Origin of the sequence: Fodinibius sp. Rm-B-1B1-1, assembly GCF_038594945.1 — a bacterium.
Lineage (GTDB): Bacteria > Bacteroidota > Rhodothermia > Balneolales > Balneolaceae > Fodinibius > Fodinibius alkaliphilus.
In genome coordinates this window covers 303,891-326,766 of sequence record NZ_JBCFYD010000002.1, presented here as the reverse complement: position 1 = coordinate 326,766, position 22,876 = coordinate 303,891, and the positions used below count along the sequence as shown (strand labels likewise).

At 41.1% G+C, this 22,876-nt stretch carries 18 protein-coding genes and 1 pseudogene; 9 read left to right on the top strand and 10 right to left on the bottom strand.

The features are described from left to right. Positions 1-10: 10 nt before the first annotated feature. Positions 11-1,231 carry an acyl-CoA dehydrogenase gene (locus AAFH98_RS08725; protein ID WP_342522320.1) on the top strand — a complete coding sequence of 407 codons (1,221 nt, stop codon included), beginning with the start codon at positions 11-13 and terminating at the stop codon, positions 1,229-1,231. Positions 1,232-1,309: 78 nt separating this feature from the next. On the opposite strand, the gene AAFH98_RS08720 is transcribed toward AAFH98_RS08725, so the two are convergent. From AAFH98_RS08720 to AAFH98_RS08705, 4 genes are all read right to left on the bottom strand, one after another. Next, the gene (locus AAFH98_RS08720; protein ID WP_342522319.1) at positions 1,310-2,098 is read right to left on the bottom strand and encodes an undecaprenyl-diphosphate phosphatase; all 789 of its coding nucleotides are present in this window, start codon (positions 2,096-2,098) and stop codon (positions 1,310-1,312) included. Positions 2,099-2,155: 57 nt separating this feature from the next. Further along, entirely contained in the window at positions 2,156-2,590 is a 435-nt protein-coding gene (locus tag AAFH98_RS08715; RefSeq protein WP_342522318.1) for a cytochrome B, read from the bottom strand. A 126-nt stretch (positions 2,591-2,716) separates the two neighbouring features. Beyond that, a complete protein-coding gene (locus AAFH98_RS08710; RefSeq protein WP_342522317.1) occupies positions 2,717-3,199 on the bottom strand; it encodes a PH domain-containing protein in 483 nt (160 codons plus the stop codon). A 15-nt stretch (positions 3,200-3,214) separates the two neighbouring features. Then, a complete protein-coding gene (locus tag AAFH98_RS08705) occupies positions 3,215-4,246 on the bottom strand; it encodes an Atu2307/SP_0267 family LLM class monooxygenase (protein ID WP_342522316.1) in 1,032 nt (343 codons plus the stop codon). Positions 4,247-4,696: 450 nt separating this feature from the next. Between AAFH98_RS08705 and AAFH98_RS08700 the strand changes: the two genes are divergently transcribed. Next, positions 4,697-5,728, top strand: a complete 1,032-nt coding sequence (locus AAFH98_RS08700) for a hotdog domain-containing protein (RefSeq protein WP_342522315.1) — start codon at positions 4,697-4,699, stop codon at positions 5,726-5,728. A gap of 25 nt (positions 5,729-5,753) precedes the next feature. On the opposite strand, the gene AAFH98_RS08695 is transcribed toward AAFH98_RS08700, so the two are convergent. After that, complete coding sequence (locus tag AAFH98_RS08695) at positions 5,754-6,116, bottom strand: DUF488 domain-containing protein (protein WP_342522314.1); 363 nt, start codon at positions 6,114-6,116, stop codon at positions 5,754-5,756. A 219-nt stretch (positions 6,117-6,335) separates the two neighbouring features. Here AAFH98_RS08695 and AAFH98_RS08690 point away from each other — a divergent pair, with 219 nt between their 5' ends. Then, positions 6,336-6,905 (top strand): plastocyanin/azurin family copper-binding protein, encoded by a 570-nt coding sequence (locus AAFH98_RS08690; RefSeq protein WP_342522313.1) that lies wholly within the window; start codon positions 6,336-6,338, stop codon positions 6,903-6,905. A 152-nt stretch (positions 6,906-7,057) separates the two neighbouring features. Here the strand turns inward: AAFH98_RS08690 and AAFH98_RS08685 are convergent. The 5 genes and pseudogenes from AAFH98_RS08685 to AAFH98_RS08665 all read right to left on the bottom strand — a co-directional run bounded on the left by AAFH98_RS08685 (position 7,058) and on the right by AAFH98_RS08665 (position 10,461). After that, a pseudogene (locus AAFH98_RS08685) lies at positions 7,058-7,197 on the bottom strand (DUF3565 domain-containing protein). 52 nt (positions 7,198-7,249) lie between these two features. Further along, positions 7,250-8,257 carry a dTDP-glucose 4,6-dehydratase gene (rfbB, locus tag AAFH98_RS08680; RefSeq protein ID WP_342522311.1) on the bottom strand — a complete coding sequence of 336 codons (1,008 nt, stop codon included), beginning with the start codon at positions 8,255-8,257 and terminating at the stop codon, positions 7,250-7,252. Further along, positions 8,257-8,802: a dTDP-4-dehydrorhamnose 3,5-epimerase gene (gene rfbC, locus AAFH98_RS08675; protein ID WP_342522310.1), complete on the bottom strand. Its 546-nt coding sequence runs from the start codon at positions 8,800-8,802 to the stop codon at positions 8,257-8,259. Before rfbC ends, rfbB begins: the two co-directional genes overlap by 1 nt. A gap of 85 nt (positions 8,803-8,887) precedes the next feature. Continuing rightward, a complete protein-coding gene (gene rfbD / locus AAFH98_RS08670) occupies positions 8,888-9,754 on the bottom strand; it encodes a dTDP-4-dehydrorhamnose reductase (protein WP_342522309.1) in 867 nt (288 codons plus the stop codon). A 2-nt stretch (positions 9,755-9,756) separates the two neighbouring features. Further along, a complete protein-coding gene (locus AAFH98_RS08665) occupies positions 9,757-10,461 on the bottom strand; it encodes a sugar phosphate nucleotidyltransferase (RefSeq protein WP_342522308.1) in 705 nt (234 codons plus the stop codon). Positions 10,462-10,639: 178 nt separating this feature from the next. Here AAFH98_RS08665 and AAFH98_RS08660 point away from each other — a divergent pair, with 178 nt between their 5' ends. The 6 genes from AAFH98_RS08660 (at position 10,640) to AAFH98_RS08635 (ending at position 22,633) form a co-directional block, all read left to right on the top strand. Further along, positions 10,640-14,230 (top strand): T9SS type A sorting domain-containing protein, encoded by a 3,591-nt coding sequence (locus AAFH98_RS08660; protein WP_342522307.1) that lies wholly within the window; start codon positions 10,640-10,642, stop codon positions 14,228-14,230. A 260-nt stretch (positions 14,231-14,490) separates the two neighbouring features. Continuing rightward, positions 14,491-19,710, top strand: coding sequence for an invasin domain 3-containing protein (locus tag AAFH98_RS08655; RefSeq protein WP_342522306.1), 5,220 nt, complete (start codon positions 14,491-14,493; stop codon positions 19,708-19,710). A 265-nt stretch (positions 19,711-19,975) separates the two neighbouring features. Continuing rightward, positions 19,976-20,305: a hypothetical protein gene (locus AAFH98_RS08650; RefSeq protein ID WP_342522305.1), complete on the top strand. Its 330-nt coding sequence runs from the start codon at positions 19,976-19,978 to the stop codon at positions 20,303-20,305. A 14-nt stretch (positions 20,306-20,319) separates the two neighbouring features. Then, positions 20,320-20,910, top strand: a complete 591-nt coding sequence (locus AAFH98_RS08645; RefSeq protein WP_342522304.1) for a hypothetical protein — start codon at positions 20,320-20,322, stop codon at positions 20,908-20,910. An 11-nt stretch (positions 20,911-20,921) separates the two neighbouring features. Then, entirely contained in the window at positions 20,922-22,202 is a 1,281-nt protein-coding gene (locus AAFH98_RS08640) for a DUF4900 domain-containing protein (RefSeq protein WP_342522303.1), read from the top strand. Next, positions 22,199-22,633, top strand: a complete 435-nt coding sequence (locus AAFH98_RS08635; protein ID WP_342522302.1) for a hypothetical protein — start codon at positions 22,199-22,201, stop codon at positions 22,631-22,633. Before AAFH98_RS08640 ends, AAFH98_RS08635 begins: the two co-directional genes overlap by 4 nt. Positions 22,634-22,876 lie beyond the last annotated feature (243 nt).

Sequence of the window (22,876 nt, the reverse complement as noted above, 5' to 3'; positions counted from 1 at the left end):
TAATACATTTATGTCCAGCAATAGTTTTAATATTGACGATCCCTTTCAATTTGAATCCGAGCTTTCTGAAGATGATCGCATGATCATGGAAACAGCTCGCGATTATGCCCAGAGCAAATTAGAGCCGCGAGCACTGAAAGGAAATCAAGAAGAGTATTTTGACAAAGATATCGCTACAGAAATGGGCGACTTGGGACTACTTGGTTCCTACCTTCCGCCTAAATATGGCGGGGTAGACGCAAGCCAGACGGCTTATGGACTTATTGCCCGAGAAGTCGAACGGGTAGATTCAGGTTACCGCTCCTTTATGTCGGTACAATCGTCGTTGGTTATGTTTCCTATTTTCAAATTCGGAACTGAGGAACAGAAAGAACGATTTCTGCCAAAGTTAGCAACCGGAGAACTCATTGGCTGCTTTGGATTGACCGAGCCCGATCACGGTTCTGATCCCGGATCAATGGCTACGACCGCTGTAAAAACGGACGGCGGCTGGATTTTAAACGGTGCTAAAATGTGGATTACAAATTCCCCCATTGCCGATGTGGGAATTGTCTGGGCAAAAGCCAAAGAAAGCAAAGATGACGAAGGCGAAATTCGTGGTTTTATTGTCGAAAGCGACATGGATGGATACAGCACGCCATCTACTAAGCATAAAATGTCACTCCGCGCATCAGAAACGGGCGAAATGGTATTTGAGGATGTTTTTGTCCCAGACGAAAATGCTTTCCCGGATATCCGCGGACTCAAAGGTCCCTTTACCTGCCTGAACTCTGCACGCTATGGCATTGCCTGGGGAACGGTTGGTGCAGCGGAATTCTGCTATCAGAAAGCACGGGAGTATGTACTCGATCGCAAGCAGTTTGGGTATCCCATCGGAGCCAATCAACTGCCGCAGACCAAATTGGCAAATATGTTAACCGATATCACTCAGATGCAACTGCTCGCATGGCGGTTGGGTAAGCTCAAAGACGAGGGACGTGCTCATCATTCTATGGTATCAATGGCCAAACGTAATAACTGTGGTACGGCATTAGAAATTGCGCGTATTGCCCGAGATATGCATGGTGCTAACGGCATTACCGGTGAATATCGCGTAATTCACCATGTCATGAATCTCGAATCTGTAAACACTTACGAAGGCACCTACGATATTCACGGATTAATATTGGGGCGTGAAATTACCGATATTCAGGCGTTTGTTCCCCGTGGAAATGATATGCCGGAGAATTAACGTTACCATTTTAAATTACGTAACCCTGTCAGGATTCAACACCCTGACAGGGTTTGTTTATTTAATGATAGGATTTCTTTAATACAATGTAATGCCGAAGCCGTACGCCAGGATCAAAAATATCGTAGCCAGTCCAATACGGTAATAGCCGAAATGACGGAAACCGTAATGGTCCACAATTTTTAAAAATCCTTTTACGGCGATCCAGGCAAAAATAAAAGCAAAGACACTTCCCACTCCTAATAGCATAAATTGCTCCATTGAAATTACTGATGCTGTTTTGAACAGATCATAGCCTGTAGCTGCTGCCATGGTGGGAATAGCCAACAGAAAGGAAAATTCGGTAGCCTGACGCTCATTATAGCCAATTGCTGCTCCACCGATTATGGTAGCTGCAGCTCGTGAGGTGCCGGGAATAAGTGCAAAACACTGGGCAACTCCAATCATCAGGGCACTCTTCGTGGAGATGTCTTCCAGCTCCTCATATTGGGTTTCGCGGTTGCGGGTCCACTTGTCGAGCCAGATAAGCACAATACCCCCTAAAATAAGCATCACGCTTACCACAACCGTATTAAAAAGCACCGCTTTGATGGCATCATAGAACAACAATCCTACCACCGACACGGGAATAAACGCCCAAAATAATTTAAAGTACAGCTGCAGACCGGCAAACAGCTTATCGCGATACATTACCACAATGGCCAGCACCGCCGAAAGCTGGATGGAGATTTCAAAAGTCTTAAGGAACTCAGAGTTCTCCATCCCCAGCATGTGGGAAGCCAAAATCATGTGTCCCGTTGATGAAATCGGTAAAAACTCAGTAATGCCCTCAATAATGCTGAGGATAATAACTTCAATAATGCTCATGCCGCAAATGGTTGGATGGGAAAGAGGTTTTCGGTTTAAATCCTAATACACCAATAACTACATGCCCGGCCAAACTGACCATGGAATACGAAGCAGAATCAAGAATAATCCCAGCCCGTAAAAAATGAAAATTTTCTTGTGCCGTGCAGCATCATCATCTCCACTTTTGGCTTTGGAATAGCCGATAGTGATTAATACGATTCCGATAATCATGGTCAACGGATGCTCCAACATATACAATCGCGACATGGCATCGCCCATTGCTTCGCCGGAGAAGTTTGAAAGCCCAACCGGTGATATAACATAAAGTACTAATCCGATGAGCAGTTGTGTATGGGCGGCGATGAGTCCAATCAACGAAATCTTGCGCGATTTTTCAGTAAAAGGCTTGTTGTTAATGAAATTCATAGCAGCATAAATCACTACGCCTACTAAAATGAGCAGTACCAAATACGCGATGCCGGAGTGCAGATGTTGAAAGCCGGTGTACATGGTGAACAGATTTTTAAAAGTTTGATTTTGAGTGGCTCAATAATACGAAACTGCCATTGAAACAGAAACTAAAATCGACTACATAACTGAGGGAGATTTGTCCTCAAAAAACAATGGCAATTCTACTCACTGATCATTCCCTAAAACTAATTTCAGTGAGGCTACGAACGCCTTGGGATCATCAGGTGAAACAACAACTTCTCCCTCTTCGGTTGTTAATACTACCGTTTTATCCCGATGGGTAACATACGCTTTGTAGCTTTTCAGGATACTATTTCGGAAATACCCGACGTAGCCGAACAGCCCGCCAATACCAAATGTTCGCACTGATCCCGTCATCGCATGAGGTTTAAATTCAACATTTTTGATCTCCGAGAAATCGATATCCTTCGACCATCCGAGCCGTAAAATTTTAAGCTGATCATCCTCAAGGTGATATCCAAATATGCCAAAGCTGAGTGCACCCAAAATAATTGACCATGTTATAAGAGTAGGTATCGTTCCAGGCATAACGTAATTTAGCCCCAAGAGCAATATGGTAATTCCGCTCGTCATTAGGATCAGCAGCCAATCCCACGGTGCTTTGAAGGTTGTTCTGGCTTCTCCCATAGCATTCCAAATAATTTATGTTTCATTAAGTGCTTTATTTACCGCCGGCTTTACTTCAGTGGCAAACAGTTCTATGGATTTAAGCAGCTTCTTGTGTGGGATTGATCCCACGCTCATCTGCAGCAAAAACCGATCGTGACCAAAAATTTCGTGTTGAAACAGCACTTTATCAATTATTTCTTGTGGATCGCCTACAGCATTGGCCCCACGCAATGTTCGAGAGGCTTCAAACTTGTCGCGCGTCATCGGTGGCCAACCACGCTCCTTGCCAATCTTGTCCATTGTTACCTTAAAAGCCGGAAATGCAATATCAGCGGCTTCATTGGAATTTTCGGCTATGAAACCGTGTGAGTTGATACTCAACTTGGGCGGCTGGTGACCATTTTCTTCTGCTCCCCTTTTATGGATATCAGCCAGCTGTTTGAACTGCTCGGGCTGACCGCCAATAATACCCAGCGCCATGGGCAGCCCCAGTGCTCCGGCTGAGTATGCTGATTTCGGGGTTCCCCCCACGGCCCTCCATACGGGAATTTGATCTTGGTATGGCTGCGGATATACGCCACGATTGTCTATATCGGGACGATGCTTTCCACTCCAGGAAATGGTTTCGTTTTCACGGAGTTCAAGCAACAGATCCAATTTTTCTTCAAACAGTTCTTCGTAATCTTGCAGATCATAGCCAAACAGCGGAAAGGATTCTACAAAGGAACCACGTCCCACCATAATCTCGGCCCGACCTTTGGCAAGTTGATCGATAGTCGCAAACTGCTGATATGCTCGAACTGGATCTTCAGAACCGAGCACCGTTACGGCACTACTCAATCGAATTTGCTTTGTCCTTGCTGCAGCCGCTGCGAGGATGGTGGTAGGCGATGATGACAAATACTCCTCGCGATGGTGTTCCCCTATCCCAAACAGATCAAGTCCCGCTTCGTCTGCCAATTCTATTTCCTCCATCAGATTTTCGAATCGTTCGGCGGGTGTTAACATACGATCCAACTCGGGATGCGGGGTATTTTCGACAAAGGTGTATAAACCAAATTCCATAGGTAATATCTTTTAGAAGGTAATTTATTTTAATGTTAAAATAAGTGTCTGTAGTTGTAACTAAAAATAGTACGCTCAAATTCCCCATATATTCATTTCAACTAAATCAATCTCCTACGTTAAAGCTTCAGAGATCAAGAAAACGTTGTAGGGCAGGCTAACTTCAAGAGAGATTCGAAAAAAGATACAAAGAATAATATACGGCCTAAGCGGATGCCTGCACCATCTGTGGATTGTTTAGATTCCACATACATTTTTACACCGAATGCACATTATACTGATTAAACAGATAATCGCTGTTTTGATTAATCTATAAAGATCTAACAGATCAGTGTAATTCGCGTTCTATCATCAAAAACTATGTGGTATATCATCAGAAAGAATCTTCGAAAGTATATACAGATTACTATTTTCAAACAGTTCAAAAGATCAAAAAATTAGTTATCAATTATGCGACCACTCGATACCTCCATTGAACGAACTCTTCCCTTTAGTAGTGATCAAGAATTACGTAAAAGATTTATGATTGTTGATAAGGAAATACCGGGAAATATCAGATGGGGACGCCTGTTGGAAGAGCTTGACAAAATCGCCGAAGATATCGCCCTCGATTATGTCCACAGGTTCGATCCCGAAGGTCGGGTAGTTACCGCTGCGGTGGATGATATCGCTCTGCATGTTCCGGCCGATATCACCAAAGATGTATACCTGCGGGCACGCATTAATTATGTGGGGCGAACATCGATGGAGGTCGGTATCCGGGTAGATCAGGATAAAGAGGCCGACCAATCACTGGCGGCCTGTTACTTTACCATGGTCGCACGTAAAGGGGAAGGAGATGAGGCCGAGAGTCTACCCATTCCTCCATTAGAGTATGAAAGTACCATCGAAAAAGAGCGTTACAATGCCGCTATTAAACGACGTGAAAAATACCGCGAGCAGATCGACGCCCTGGAAGAACCCCCCAGCAAAGAAGAGTACCAGATGCTTCGGGAACTTCACAAGGCACAAGAAAAGGAGGATTTTGACGGGCTGCTGGCCGGCAATCAGATCCGAAATAGCGTAGAACGTATGTACCCGGATCTGGAAAATGTGCCCCAGAAAATATTTGGTGGATACGTTATTCGCAGGGCTTTTGAATTGGCCTTAATCCAAGCTGAGGAAATACTACCCGATCGTCCCGTTTTTGTACGCGTAAATCGCATTAACTTTTTGCAGCCCATTCGCATTGGCGATAAGCTCGATTTCACCAGCCGCATTGTGTATACCGGCAACACATCTATGACCCTTGAAATTGATATCGAACGCACCAGCATGGATAAAGTAACCAAAGCCTTGTCAAATACCTGCGTCTTTACTTTTGTAAATGTGGATGAGGAGCTAACTCCCAAACCAGTGCCTAAGATATATCCAACCACTTATGCCGAAGATGAACGGTATCTAAAAGCACACCGACGACGGATGGAACGACTTGACCAGTAGCTGGCGTACCCATTCAATACTCGTTTCACGTACTAACAGATTCAAGAAATCTTTTCAATACAGAAGCATGATTATGCCTCTCCTCTTTAGCTGCATAAAGCAAAGTTACTTGCTGATCCTCAGCAATTTTAATCAAGTGTTCTGTTAACTCTGGCTTCTGCTGTAACTCTACTTTATATCGGTTTCGAAACTCATCAAATTTTTGGGCATCATGATCGAACCATTTTCGAAGCTCTGTTGAGGGCGCGATATTCTTAAGCCACTCATTTAACCGGGCCTCCTCTTTAGATACTCCCCTCGGCCAAAGCCGATCTACCAACACCCGGTACCCATCATCAGGAGAGTACTCTTGGTAAATTCGTTTGGTCAAAAATTGATTCTTACTCATCAGTTATCATTTTTTTTAAAAAATACTTGAGCCCCCTTTACATAAACACTTTTATGTTTCGATTACCTAATTGATGAAATAAAAATATCAACAAACTCTTTGCACACCAACGGATTCTTAATAAAAGTTGTTACAGAAATGTAGTTAAAATATATGCAATCAATTAAATACTTCCGTATCTTTTATACTCAAATATTAACCAAAGAATTACACAAATTTATGACACGTTTTGCTCCTTATTTACTTTCATTAGTGCTACTTTTTGTAACTGCTTGCGGCGGTGGATCTGATCAGCAACAGACTGAAAATCAAACAGCAGAAACACAAGCTACCGAACAAACTGACAATATTCGGACAATAGAAGTGATCGGTATCGACCGGATGAAATATGTAGTTGAAAATGATGCCGAAGGTATTACAACTGGAGACGAAGTAGGAGATTACCTACTCCTTGAATCGATAACAGCAGCTCCTGGGGAAGAGCTTCGAATTCGGTTGCACACCGAAAGCGAGATGCCTGCCCAAGCAATGTCGCACAATTTTGTACTGCTGACCATGGATGCAGATGCCCAAGCATTTGCCAACGCTGCAGCACAAGCCCGTGATAATGAATATATCCCTGCTGACAGAGAAGATCAGATCATCGCACACTCCGACCTCGCTGCCGGCGGAGAAACGGTTGAAGTAACTTTTACTGTACCAGAAGAGACCGGAGAATATGATTATCTCTGTAGCTTTACCGGACACTTTGCTGGTGGCATGGTAGGTACTCTTAATGTTGAAGAATAATTTTCTTTATACACGCATCTAATTTAAAAAGGCGGCTGATTTTCCAGTCGCCTTTTTTATTGGCACGGCAAAATCCAATGGGGGCAATTACTTAATCAAAATCTTAGGTTCGTTGCAATCGCATTTTTTTTGCACGCCAACTCGTTCCCCAGCTATCTCTCCTCTTTCGTTGTTACCCAGGGACGTAGCATCCACGGTGGATTATGTCGTACATGCGATTATATCCGCACTGCAGTTCAGCTACCCAGTCGCCATCCTCATCTTTATGATAGCCTATAATTGGTTGCTTCATCTTTTGATATTTCTACCAATACAAACCAATTCCATATACACAGCTAACTACACTATTTGTTATAACGCTTAACATACCATTGAATAGTCTCTCTCAGACGCTCTTCAAAAGATTCTTGGCTTTTCCATCCCAGCTCTTCCTTGATTTTAGAAGCATCAATCGCATACCGAAAATCATGGCCCGGACGATCAGTAACAAACGTGATGAGGGACTTATAATCTGATTCAGGTCCCTCCCCTACCTCTTCATTCAAGATATCACAAATCTTTTTTACCAAGTCAATATTCTTCCACTCATTATTACCGCCAACAATATAAGTTTCCCCTGTTGTTCCCTCTCGAAAAACTAAATCCATCGCTTCACAATGATCTGTTACATACAGCCAATCCCGCACATTTTCTCCTTTACCATATACGGGAATATTATTTTTGTTTAATGCCGTACGAATAACCGTGGGAATTAACTTCTCATCATGCTGGTGCGGACCAAAGTTATTGGAACAATTGGTCGTCACTACATTCATCCCGTAGGTATGGAAATAAGATCGTACAACAAAATCACTCCCCGCCTTTGATGCTGAATACGGAGAATTGGGCGCGTACGGCGAATCCTCAGAAAAAGCTCCCTGTTCGCCCAATTCGCCATACACTTCGTCAGTTGAAACGTGTAAAAAACGGTTATTTTGCCAACGCCCTTCATCCTCTTTCCAAAACTGTCGGCATTCTTCGAGCAAGTTAAATGTCCCCAACACATTCGACTTTATAAATGGCTCCGGGCCTTTGATCGAATTATCAACATGTGATTCGGCCGCCAGATGAAATACCCCTTCAGGCTTATAACTTCGAATGATGTCTCGAACCGCTTTCCGGTCGACAATATCAAGTTTTTTAAACGTATAACGATTCGATCCCTTGATGGGATCAAGATACGATAAGTCCGATGCGTAACTCAGCTTATCAATATTTAAAAAATGGGCCTCTGGATATTTTTCATGCAGATGTAGTAGTAAATTAGATCCTATAAATCCCGCACCCCCTGTAACTAAAATTCTCTTCTTCATCAGAACAAATCCTCTTTTTGAATTTCATTTAATTGTGGTTGAGCCTGATCCTTCTCAGATACGATAGCATCTGAAATCTGCCAATCGATATCCAGATCAGGGTCATCCCAATATAATCCCCGCTCCCCTTCTGGATTATAATAGTCGCTGCATTTGTAATATACCAGCGCAGTATCTGATAAAACAGAAAACCCGTGTGCAAATCCCTTGGGAATAAACATCTGGTGTTTGTTATCAGCTGAAAGCTCAGTAGCAACATGTTCTCCAAATGTTGGCGACCCCTTTCGCAGATCAACAGCTACATCCCGGATCGCCCCCTGCATCACCATCAATAATTTGTCTTGCTGATTTTCTATCTGGTAATGCAACCCCCGAACGGTATTCTTTTGAGATTGTGACAGATTATCCTGGACGAAATGAACATCTATATTTCTTGATTGCAAATGCTCTTCGCGGTAGGTCTCCAGAAAAAATCCCCGTTCATCTTTGTAAACATCAGGCTTGAGTAGTAATACGTCTGGGATATTCGTTTCTACAATCTCCATTCATTAATCTTTGACGAGTTAAAATTGAAAAAGAATATAAGAATTTGAGTACAGAATTTTACTACTTCACAATAGCAAGCTGGTTCTATAACTGCCTTAACAACTTCCGCAGACCTTCTTGCCAATTAATAATCCGGCTGTCTTCTATACCTTCAATTTTTTGCGTATTCAATTTCGAGAAATACGGGCGTTTCGCCTTGGTGGGAAAAGCATTCGAATCAACAGCTTCAAGGTTTACCTTGGTACCACAAACCTTAAAGATAGCTTTGGCAAAATCATACCACGTTATCAATCCCTCTGATGTAATATGATACGTTCCGTTTGCTTCTTGATTAAGCAAGTTTAGACAATTCTGCACCACATTCTCAGTAAAAGTAGGGCTACCCCACTGGTCGTTCACAATCTGTAACTCATCCCGTTCTTGTCCCAGCTTAAGCATCGTTTTTACAAAGTTAGAACCAAACTGACCACACAGCCACGACACACGGATAATTAAATGGTTTTCAGTCGTCTGACGAATGGCCTGTTCTCCCTCCCACTTCGTTTTGCCGTACCAATTAATAGGCTCAGCAGGATACGTTTCGTGATATCCCTCAGGAAATTCCCTGCGATTCAATTTTGTACCGGGAAAAACATAATCCGTTGAGTAATGGATAAGCTTAAAATCCAACTCATTACTTAACTCAGCAAGATAAAGCACTGCTTCAGTATTTACCTTTCGGGCCAATTTACGGTGCTCCTCTGCACCATCAACATCAGTATACGCCGCACAGTTGATCACCACATCCGGCTTCTGATTACGAAACTTATCCGACATTTCTCGGTAATGCGTAATATCCAAACCATCCGAAGTATAAGTTATTAGCTCAATTTCATCTCCATACCCGGCTTCAATAATCCGTTGCCATTCTCTGCCTAACTGTCCAGACGCTCCAAGTAGTAATACTTTCATTATTACTCCGAATCCACCAGTTTATTAGCCCGCTTATATGACGACGGTGTTCCCGCATCTGTCCACCAGCCCTCCATCACCGAAAATCGCATAGATTCTTCTTTAATGTAATGATTATTCACATCCGTAATTTCGAGCTCCCCGCGATCTGATGGCTCCAACTGACGAATAAAATCAAACACCCGGGCATCATATATATAAACGCCAGTCACTGCCAAGTTACTTTTAGGCTGATCCGGTTTTTCTTCTATATCTATAATTTTGTCACCGGCAACTTCAGCCACCCCAAAACGCTCGGGATCATCCACTTCTTTTAACAAAATCTGGGCGCCGCTCCCGGGATATGATTTTAGGGCCTCATCCAACGACGTCTGGAAAATATTATCCCCTAAAATAACAGTCATCGAATCATCCCCGACAAAATTCTCAGCCAATCCCAGTGCCTGCGCAATACCTCCAGCCTCGTCTTGTACCTTATAGGTAAAACGACATCCAAAATCCTTTCCTGATCCCAACAGGTTCACCACATCCCCCATGTGCTCGGTACCGGTAACAATTAAAATCTCTTCAATACCTGCTTCGGTTAGTTTTGCTATGGGATGATAAATCATCGGTTGGTTACCAACTGGTAACAGGTGTTTGTTGGTAACTTTTGTTAACGGATACAACCGAGATCCCGTACCACCTGCCAAGATAATTCCTTTCATCTTTTTAAAATAATTTCACATTAACATTTATTTAATTATTCCGATAAGTACAACGAGACCTTTATTTTATATTCAGTTTCAATAAAACTTCTATTTGTAAAAAAACTTGCTCTCGAAGATACAATATAAGTTCTCTATATTCACACAGGGAATTCTTTTTACGATTGCTATACTGATCTTGGCTTTAATTCCTTTCCACCTACAAGCACAAACGAAAACTTGGACTGGAGCTATCGATTCGGAATGGCACAAAGCTGGTAACTGGAACCCATCAGGAGTACCTGCATCTGATGCAACAGTTGAAATACGCCCACAGAATGGAAATCCCTATCCTGTTATCTCCAAAGATGTCACAATTTCAACTGTAACAATTTCACTTTGGTATAGCGGCGGAGACCTAACAGTTAGTAATGGTGCTTATTTAACCATTACTAACCAGTTAAATATGTATAGCAACTCTAACTTATTTATAGAATCTAATTCATCGATATCAATAACGGGAAATATAAATTTTAATGGAGATGGTTCACAAGTCATTGATATAAACGGCAACGCCCAATTTTCAACTACCTCAGATTTTAGTCTCTCGGGAACATTTTACGGTGGTAGCGGCGATATTCAAATTGGCGGACAATTAACTGTTCCGAGTGGTAATTCATTTAATACTGAAGAAGCTACCGTTACCGTCACCAACAATACCAAAATTAACGGTATTTATAATGGAGATAATGGCTATACAACGTTTAATGGTAACACTGACGTTCGAGATGGTGGCGTTATTAACTTAGATACTGGAACTATCATCTTTAATGGTCAAGCTCAAATACGAAACAATGGAACGCTAAATATGGGTACGGGCACCGTCAATCTCAATGCCGGCTTAACCGCCGAAAGTGACGGTAACGTAAATGTACAGAACGGAAACCTTAACGTACAGGGTAATGCAACTTTCCAGAACAACGGGAATTTATCATCTGATAATGGGAATGTAAATGTTACCGGAGATGCCAGCCTGCAAAACGGAGGCAATTTTAATTTTAATGAGGGTTCGCTTAACGTGGGGGGTAACTCAACCTTTCAAAACGGAGGAACCTTTAATGCCGGCAAGTCCCAAATAGACCTCAAGGGCGATTTAACGGTCCAAAATGGTGGGAATTTCAATTCTGACAGCAGTACCGTTTCTTTTAGTGGTGATCAAACCCAAACTATTAATACCAATGGTAATGACATTACCTTCCATAATGTAAAAGTTGATTCGGGATCATCAGTCCAAACAGACGGGTCGGCGGACAACACAGTAAATATTGAAAATGACCTTACTGTTGAAGAAAATGGTCAAGTTGGCGTTCAGGGAGATGATACTATCGATGTTCAGGGTGATCTTAATAATCAAGGAAACGTACAAGCTAAACGACCCTTTGTTTATGCAATAACAACTCCTTCCCTCTCAGAAGTAATAGTTGCTTACGACAAAAAGATGGATCCTTCAACTACCCAGAACACCTCCAATTACTCAATCAATAATGGGATATCCGTATCCAATGCTACGTTAACTCCATCTGATTCGACCGTAACGCTACAGGTTTCACCACAGCTAACAGAAAATATAGAATATAAGCTTACAGTTAATAATGTACAGTCAGCCGCCGGTGAAGAAATATCAGATAATCATATTAAGCGATTTACGCCCATGGTTGATATCACCTATTACAGTCGTCAAACCGGTAGCTGGGATAATCTCAATTCATGGTCCACGCAAAGTCACACCGGATCAGCAGCCTCCAGTATCCCCAACGCCCACGATGGTGAAGATGTCATAATCGGGAATAATCATACGATCACGATAGGATCAACACAAGATATTAGTAACCTCAATGAATTGACCATCGACGATACAGGAACTCTGGCCGTAAGTGCCGGAGATACTCTTATTCTAAATGAGTTTCCCATTATTGGCGGCGGTACTTTTGATCTTCAGAATAACGGGACTCTGCAATTAGGATTATCTGAAGGAATCACAGCTCCAGGTAACGAAGCCGGAAATATCCAGTCTGAAAACCGAAGTTATAGCGAGACTGCTAATTATATCTATGCTGGTTCAACTGACCAAAAAACCGGTTCGGGCTTGCCTGTAACCGTCAATGATCTACGCATTGATAACAATTCGGAGGTAACAGCTTCAAACGATCTTCAAGTTAAAGGGACTCTCTATCTACAGAATGGAACGTTAACAATTCCATCCGGACAAGCACTTATTGCTAATACCAAATCAATCAATAATGGAAATCTATCATTTGAACGAATTCTCTCAGGAGATCCGGGCTGGAGAATGCTTTCTTCACCTGTTTCAGCTTCGTTTAATAATTTTTTAAGTAATATTATTACCCAGGGTTACGAAGGGGCTTATTATGATGCCAGCGTAGCGCCGAATGATACTCTGCAACCAAACGTCTTATATTATAATGAAACCTATGAGGGTACTGATAATCAGCGCTGGAGAACACCTTCATCTGCATCTGAAGAAGTTATACCTGGACTGGGTTACAATGTATACCTGTTTGGAAATGTAGAAGTCGACGAGCGATATAATAATCCTCTGCCCGCCACCCTCACAGTAAGTGGTCAGGAACATGCCGGACCTGTAGATCTTGCTGTAACATATACAGCCGAAGCAGACACCGGATGGAACCTCGTTGGAAATCCGTATGGCGCTCCTGTAAATTGGGATAATTCTGGTGGGTGGAATAAAACTAATATCGATCAAACGATCTATGTGTGGGAACCCGATGACAATTCCTACAAAACCTGGAACGGATCTACTGGCACGCTGGGAAATGGCATTATCCCCCCCTTTCAAGCTTTTTGGATTAAAGCCAATACGCCCCAACCAAACAGTCAGCCGGAGCTTGTGGTTAATGAAAATGCCAAAACAATGGATTCCTCCTTTTATTTTGTAGGTAAAACACGAAGTGATACAAATCCCGAAATTAAGATTCACTTAAATTACAACAATAATACAAACAGCATTTTCTTTAGCTTTTATGACAATGCCAAAGTAGGAAAGGACGCCCGTGATGCCTACCATTTGCAACCTCCTCTGGGTACTTCCACGTATTCTGAACTCTTTTCTATCGGCCGGAAAAACAATCGCTTTAATATTAATGCTCTCCCAATTTCATTTGGGGTCCCCATAGAAATACCCATCACTGCCAATGTTATCAAGAATCATCAAAAGGTCTCAGAATCTGTAGAGCTACAAATTGCTGAAATCAAGAATATTCCATCAAGTTGGGAGGTAACATTGGTCGATCGGAAAACAGGTCAAGATTTATCGACCTCTAAAGGATCAAACTATCAATTTAAGACCACCGGCAATAATAATGGAAACGAAAAAAATAAAAATGCCTTACAAAAAGACTACCAAATATTAACGGAGGCTGATCCATCGGATGCCCGGTTTGCCCTTCAAATTCATCCCGGTGCTTCCGGAACGGGATTACCCAACAAAATTGATCTCAAACAGAATTATCCCAATCCTTTTAATCCTACAACTACTATCCGATTTACCTTGCCCATCCAAAATGAAGTAACACTGGAAGTATTCAATATTTTAGGCCGAAAAGTAGCTACACTTTTAGACAACCGGTCCTATCAGGCAGGGTTACATAGTATAAGCTGGAATGCTTCAAACGTTGCCAGCGGCACCTATATTTATCGTTTAACTACAGGGGATCGTGTCATCTCCCAAAAAATGACGGTTATCAAATAGGTCATCTCGTCCCTGTACCTAATAAATTAAGTGATTATAATCTGCAGATATTCCATAGTTATTTATCTTTAAAGCTTTTTAATTCAACCTTTGTCACCGTACTTCCTATCTTAGGTATGGTTATCGGCATAAATTAATAACATCTACAATTCGGCGGCTTGGATAGCACAATCACTAAAACATTTTCTAAGTATAGCAACCTGATCCTTGTTTTCTTGCTTTCAGGCATTGGGTTACTATGCATTATCCCCTCTGTTACTATGGGACAAGAAGCCGATGTTATTAAGGCGGCAGGGGGCACGAATCTTTCTATCGATTCAGTTAATGTTCAAAATGGGGGATACACAACCTTAGATACGCTAACCATTCGAGAAACAGCATCAGGACAACTTGAAGAAGGTTTAAGTCTTGTTTTGGAACTCCCAAATGGTTTCGAATGGAATCCCGACCTTCAACATATCGATAATGGGGGAACTATTGGTATCATTATTACACCTACAGGTGGTAATAATACGGAGTTAGAGGTAGAATTTAACGCTAACAGCAGCAATGCATCACAAGTAGTTATTGATGTAACAAGTGAAAGTAGAACAACCGGAGGTGGTCGAGGTAAAGGACCAGGACGAGTGGAAATAAGTGGTCTACAACTTAAACCTACTACCTTGGACGTACCTACAATCGGTCAAATATCAAATACCGGTGGTACTGGCCCAGACAAAAATTATGGAGATCTAAGCACGGCCGTGGGGGCCATTCAAGAAATAATTGTTGAGTCTGCTGCTGACGGATCAGGGCAACAAATATCAAGCCAAGACATTTTAGCCGGCGAACCTATTACCGGATATGCTATTGGACGTGATGTTGGAGACAATTTTGTAGAAAATATAGGACTTAATGATGAAAGTGATTGGAACCTAATTAATATTACAGGAAATGTCCCACAAACTGCCCTTACTCCTTCAGCAGATCTTAAAAATGCAACCTTTTCCTCCCAAAAAACCGGTACGGCACAAATTCAGGCAAACTACAGCAATGTCAGCCTAACTCCTTCCGAAACCATCACAGTACTGCCAAGGGCTGCGGATGAGATGGTTATTAACACCCAACCTTCCGGCACCGCTACAGCCGGAGATCCCTTCCCAACCCAACCTGTTATTTATTTACAGGATCAATTTGGGAACAAAGTAACTACAGATAATTCTACAGAAGTTACGGTAAGTATCAGTTCTGGGAACGGATCATTATCTGGTACACTTACTCAAACGGCATCAAACGGTGAAATCACGTTTACAGATTTGTTTGCTACGGTTGCAGAAACGATTACACTTCAATTTGAAAACCCTGAATTTTCTACTGTTACTTCTGATCAAATAACTATAAATCCCGCATCTCCTTCCGATTTAACTTATACCCAACAACCCAGCAATACAGCCCAAGGCAGTAATATCGATCCAGCAGTCGAGCTGCAACTTCTCGATGAATTTGAAAATATAGTAACAAATAGCGGTACACAAGTTACTATTAATGATGAATCTTTCTTAGATAGTGGCACCAGTGACTTTACAAGCGATACGGATTCAGATGGTATTGCTACATTTGATGGTCTAAATATTGCCAGTGGTGCCTCAAAAGGTTCCGTTAATCTAACTGCTCAATTTAGTGGCATTTCTTCACCGGTTTCAAGTGAATCATTTCTGATTATTGCTGCTGATGAGCTGGCAAGATTTATTATAACAGATACTAATGGGAATGATATTGGCGAACAACAGGCTGGCTCCAGTTTTAACATTACAGTTACAGCCAAGGATGGCAGCAAAAGTGATTATACCTTTTCCAGTGATAGAACAGTCGAAATAACCTCTGATGGAGACATCCAAAAGAATGGATCTTCAACAAGTAGTTTCCAAATTACTATTCCAAGTGGTGAAAGTAGTTTAAATACTGATTTAACAATTACCTCATCCGGAGATACAAAAATATTTGCTGATGAGGGTCAAGATGTTTCAGGAACCAGCAACACTTTTAATGTAACTCCATCGAGCACCATCGATGAAACGCAATCTACGATAACCGCAAATCCAACCTTAATTACTGCCGACGGCAACAGTACATCCACCATCACTGTGCAATTAAAAGATGAATTTGGTAACAACTTGGTATCAGGTGGAGAAACCGTTGAACTAACAACTACAGCAGGTACATTCAACGGTGGTGTTACAACTATTACAGCTAATGATGAAGGAGACGGCACCTATACTGCTGTGCTTATCTCTTCTACAACTGCAGGTGAAACAGCTACAATTTCAGCCACTGTAAATAGCAATGACATCACTGATGAAGCTACTGTTAATTTTGAACCTGGAGAGGTTACCTCCTTTACAATCGCGCTGCCCCAATCAAATGGTAGTCCCGCAACACAAACGGCTGGGGCCCCTTTCGAAATAGATGTTCATGCAGTTGATGACCTGGGAAATACCGTAACTTCATTTAATGGACCCGTAACGTTTACCTCGAACTCTGCTATCAGTGCTGGTGAAACAGCTACATTTTCAAATGGAACCCTTGAAAACTATCCTATAACACTCACCACTGCTGGTGCCAATGTAACTATTACCGTTAGTGGTGATAATCTATATCAAGTTTCTGGGACAAGTACTTCTTTCGAAATTGTTGCTAATCAGCCTGATGCTTCTACTTCTCAAGTAACAGCATCACCCGATATACTCCTTAGTGATGGTGACTCTCAGTCTGTTATTACGGTAACGTTAAGAGACGAATTCCAAAACCAAGTTTTTCAACAAAAGGCTGTTTCACTTAATATCGCCCAATTAGAAGAAAATGATGGAGTATCCCCTGACGGTGATGCAGATGCTACTTTTACTAATGGCCAACAAAGCATTTCTAATCTGCCATTTAACAGCAATCAAGGTATTTACAGAGATACCCTAACATCCACAAACACCATTGAACTTGTAGAAATTACAGGCTCATTTGGCAGTTCCCCCTCAACAGGTATAAGTCAGACTCCTACTGTTGATATTGTAATACCAAACACGTGGGAACCAGGGGGTGGTCCATCAGAATTTCGATCAGATTGGAATAATGACGATAACTGGACAAGTGGTGTGCCTGATGAAGATGACTACGTAGTTATTCCTGATAATTCAGATCCCGTGCCAGAATTAGATTTAAACGTTACGCTCGGAAGTTTTCAAATTGGAACAGGCAATTCACTAACTCTTTATGGAGGAAATGCAATCACTGTTTCAGGGAATCTCGATTTACAAGGAGATCTTAACATTGAGGAAAATACAGAATTAAATGTTAATGGGAACTTAATTGGCGGAGGTACATTTGCTGGTCAAAGTGGGACCAATATAGAAGTCAAAGGAGATATTTCACTAACTAACTTTAATACTCGTACAACCGGTTCCGAAATAACACTAAATGGTTCTGATCCGCAGGTTATAACCACCCCAATTTTTCGAGCTCAAAGTTTAAATATTTTAAATGATGTCACCGCAACTTCCGGTGATCTTATTGACACCGCTAATCTATTGATCACCGAAGGAAACACCTTTGAGCTTGCCCAGGATGCTGGTATCACGCTTGATAACCTCGAAAATATTTCCGGTGATGGTGAGCTTATTCTCAACAATAATACCCTTGTTACCCGTGGAGATCTTAGCCTATTAAATATAGATACCAGTGAGGGTACAGTCATTTTCGGAATTCGAACTGATGAGAATTTTGCAGACTATCCCGATCTGGAACAACAACAAATTGCGAACCTCAGCGAGATGCAAAATGCCGTCATCAACAACACTGAAGGAGTTCGCACTTTTGAAGACATTATTATTGAGGGCGATTTAACCCTTGAAAATGGGGAATTAATTATATCCTCAGGGAAAAGCCTCATCGCTCCTAATCAAACCTACAACAATGGCTCTATAACCATCAGGCGCTCGATCAGTAATAATGGCTGGGTGATGATGGGTTCTCCCATTAATGTTACCTTCTCGGATCTTTTTGACGGACTCGTAACCCAGGGCATGACAAACTCAGACTACCCCGATAAACAACCCAACCTACTTTACTATTATGAAAGTGCCGAATGCACCCAAGATGGTGATACCGTCCCCTGCACCGATAACCAACGTTGGCGCACCCCCGATGATATCAACAACAACATTCACAGCTCCAATACCGACTCGCTGGGTCAAGGGTACTTTTTCTATGTGTTTGGAGATGTAGATGGCGATTCTGATTATAATGATAGCCTTCCCAAAACCCTGAGCGTGAGCGGCGAAGAATACCAGCAGCAAAGTTCTACCTTCGATTTTACATCGGTCTCCTACACCGCTTCGGCAGATACTATCGAATCAATGGTAGGCTGGAATTTGCTTTCAAACCCCTGGGCAGCCAGTTTAGACTGGGATGACTCTGAATGGACTAAGACGAATGTAGATAATGTAATTTACATCTGGGATCCATCCACAAACAGCTATAAAACATGGAACGGAATTGACGGATCATTAGATAATGGACTCATCAAACCATTCCAGGCATTCTGGGTTAAAGCAAACGGTACAAATCCTAATTTAACCGTAGATAAGTCAGTAAAAACTACCGGCGGCACATATTATGGAAAATCAAAAAAAGAACCAGCATCCATAGGTTTTAAACTTGAAGCCGATACCCTTGAAACCGAAACACATATCACCCTTACCCCCGATGGCAGTAATGCAAAAGACCCGCGCGATGCCTATCGACTGTTACCATTTGAAACCGAAACATACTTAGAGCTTTATACTACTTTTGATGATGGGACGGAACTATCCATAAATAATTTAGCCCGTTCCTTTGGAAAAGAGATTTCTATCCCAATGCACGTAGGAGGGTTCAATGATGGACAGCCTATTAACGGTGAATATACCCTTTCCTGGCCTACTTTTGGTGATGTACCTGACGAATGGACAATCATTCTACAAGACAAAAAAACAGGCGAAAAAATCAATCTTCGGAAAAATACCTTTTACAGTTTCAATCTGTCGCAGTCCAAGGCCAAAAGCCCCATTAGTAATACAACAGAAAATTTCCAATTAGTGAAAAATCAGCGGCTGGATACAAAAGCCAAATCACAAAATAAGAGCAACTCAGACGAAAATCGGTTTGTAATTCATATTTCTCCGGGAGCCGATGGGGCCGATGTGCCCGATGAGTATTCGCTGGGAAAAAATTATCCCAATCCGTTTTCTGAACAAACCACTATCGAATATAACACACCGGTTGAGGGTGAAGTACAGATCCATATCTATGATATCTTGGGCCGAAAAGTAAAAACTATTTTAAATGAACGACGTCCCGCTGATTACCACGAAATAGATTGGATCCCTTCACAGCTGGCCAGCGGCGTCTATATTGTTGTGATGCGTGCTGGTGGAAAGCAATTCTCAAAAAAGCTTACCTACATTAAATAGTTCCAATATCAATTGGACTTTCCCCACCACACCCTTGTAACACCCTCTCAGCTTTACATTTCCTATTATTAGAGCAGAAACGCGTTGAAGTTAACCTGTTGCTAAAAAACTTTGTAACATCTGCACTGTTTGGGATTCTTTTATAATACCATGGTTGGATTAAACTAACATTAAACCTATGAACGATTATTCGGATTTAATTTACTTAATGGGTGCTATGATAGTGTTTTCGCTCCTATCACTACAAGCCAGTAGAATGTTTCAGATGAATAATCAAGTACAGATAAATGCAGAAATTGAATACCATGCAGTATCTATTGCTCAAAATGAAATAGACCAAATAAAATGGATAAAATCAGAATCAGCTTTAAATGACCATCTCAATAAGTTTCCCCAAAAAGTACCACTAACGGTTGGCAATGATACTCTTTTTTATAACGTCAACATAGATATTGCTGATATCACAATTCCGAATTCCAATATTAAAAATAAAAAGGTATCGGTTCGGGTATCTAATAAATTTTTAAAAAACAACAGCAATAATAATAAAGGAAACCGCAACATAGAACTGGGTTTTATTAAGAGTTTTAACTAAAACAGGCTTACTATATGAATTTAGGAATCACCACAAGCTTTATTATTGGCGGATTGCTTCTGTTGGCAATGCTTCAATTAAATAACAGTATGCTGAAAAATTCCGCAGAAATTACAATGGACCTCAATGACCAATCACATATTGAGACCATTCGGAAAATTGTGGCACATGATTTCAGTCGGATAGGTCTTGGAAAGAACAGTAAAATAAAGGCTTTTAACCCTCCCCATTTTATCAACTTCAGTGCTGATGTCTACGATGAAGGGACAGCAGAAGTGATATGGCATTTTAAGGAGAATGTACAAGTAAAGAGTACCTCAAACCCTTCAGATCGTATCCTTCAAAGAAATGGGCCTATTGATACTTCTGGTGGGTCAAAACCATCGCGGTTTCAAGTTGTAGACTTTTCAATTACTGGATACAGCGATATCCAGGGAACTACAGTTACCACAGATAAAAATGAAATAAAAAGTCTGCGAATTAAAGTTATATGCGAATCCCCTGAACCGGTATCGAAGAACGGTGGGCAAACGTACTATACCAAAGCCGCGTGGGAAAAACTGATTGTTCCTAATAATCTGCAAGTAGAAAATCTAAACAAATAACCTAAGACACTATGGGACGCGGATTGTTAATTCTTGTTGGTGGCCTTGTTATTATTGTAGGTATGATTCAAAAATCTATAACTAACCGGCTGGTGCTTTTCCCTGAAAGAACTGTCAATTATCATCAAGAAGCAGATGCACAAAATGTTGCAAACAGTGCTATGGAATACGGAATACGTGAGCTTGAAAACAATCAGAATTGGGATGAAGGATTCTCATCTAATGATTTTATGGGTGCTGAAGTAACGTTAGAAATTTTTGACTATGAGGACTATAACAAAAATAACCCAGACATACCGCCAAACCACAACATAGAAAACTGGGATCAATATACTGCCCTACTTGTAAGCACTGCTAAAAACAAACAGGCCGAGGCTATTACTGAAGTTGCTGTTACTAAAAACTCATTTTCAAGGTATACCTATTTTACTGACCATGAACCCTCCAATATTTACTTTTTTGACGGTGATGTTATGGAAGGTCCTGTTCATACCAACGGCCAATTAAAAATTGCTGGCTCTCCTGTTTTTGAAGGTTTTGTTTCAAGTCCCAACAACTGGCAAGGGCATTCGGGATATCAAAACGACCCGCAATTTAATGGCGGGGCCAATTTTGATTCGCATGAAATCGAGATGCCAGATGCAAGTCAACTGAACGAATTAAAGAGTGAAGCTCAAAACGGAGGTCTTAGTTTTAGTGGAGAAATTTTTGTTGAATTCAAAAATAATGGGACTGCAGCAATTTCTGAACGTCAGGGAAATAGTTGGGGAAATACTATAACATATGACCTCGATAACTACAATGGGGTTATTTCATCTTCTCAAAAGATTTATACAAAGGGAAAACTTAAGGGCCAAATAACGTTACATTCAGAGGACGATATTGAAATTACGGGTGACTTAACCTATTCCACTGACCCGACTAAAAATACTAATGCATCAGATCTATTAGGGCTGGTTAGTGAAAAAGAAGTTATTATAGATAAAGATGCCCATAAAGATACCGGGTCAAAAGATTTAGAAATTCATGGTTCAATCATGACTCTTGATAAATCATTCAAGGTTGAAAACTATCGCTTTGGTGATTCAAGAGGTACGTTGAAACTTGTTGGGGGATTACAACAGAAAGAACGCGGACCTGTTGGTACATTTGGAAATGGCGAAATTCAATCGGGGTTTAGCAAATCGTATTCATATGATAGCCGATTGATGCAAATTAATCCTCCTTTCTATCCCCGAGTCAGTGTTTTTTCAGAAGTATATTGGAAAGAAAAACCTGTAGAAATGTTATGAAATACCTCGAAAATATGTTTAAATCTTTTTCACAGAAAATAATATCTAGAACTTCAGCATTAATCCTGTTTTTATTTATTCTGATAACAGTTGATGCTAAAGCACAAAACAAAGTTACCTTTCAAGTGAACTTAGAACCACAGCTCAAAGACAGTATTTTTGTGCCTAAAAGAGACAAAATATACGTAAAGGGAAATATATTTCCTTTGACGAATTCAAGAAAAGTTTATTTAGAAGATAAGGCTCCCACCGATAGTGTTTTTGAAGCGACTGTCAACTTTCCATCATCAGCAATCGGCCAAACCCTACAATTTAATTATATAATTGCTACCCCATCCAAGAAAATAACTGAGCAAATGTCTCGTCAAATTCAACTACAATCAGGAGATCGGGAGCTGGATGCTTTATACTTCAATAGTTTTGCATGGTGAAAATAAGCTATTATTAAAATCTAATATTCTACATCCATCATAATTATTAATCCGTAACATCAGCTCTATTCCCTCCTCTTGTAGATAAAGACGTAGAATATCCTTAATCGTCTATAAGTCAATACGTTAACATACTGTTATCATTAATGAAATTTAATCACATCTCATTTGCAGATATTATAATATTACAAGTGGATAATTGTTCAACGTGTTCTTTTCCGTACAATGATCCTATTATAAATC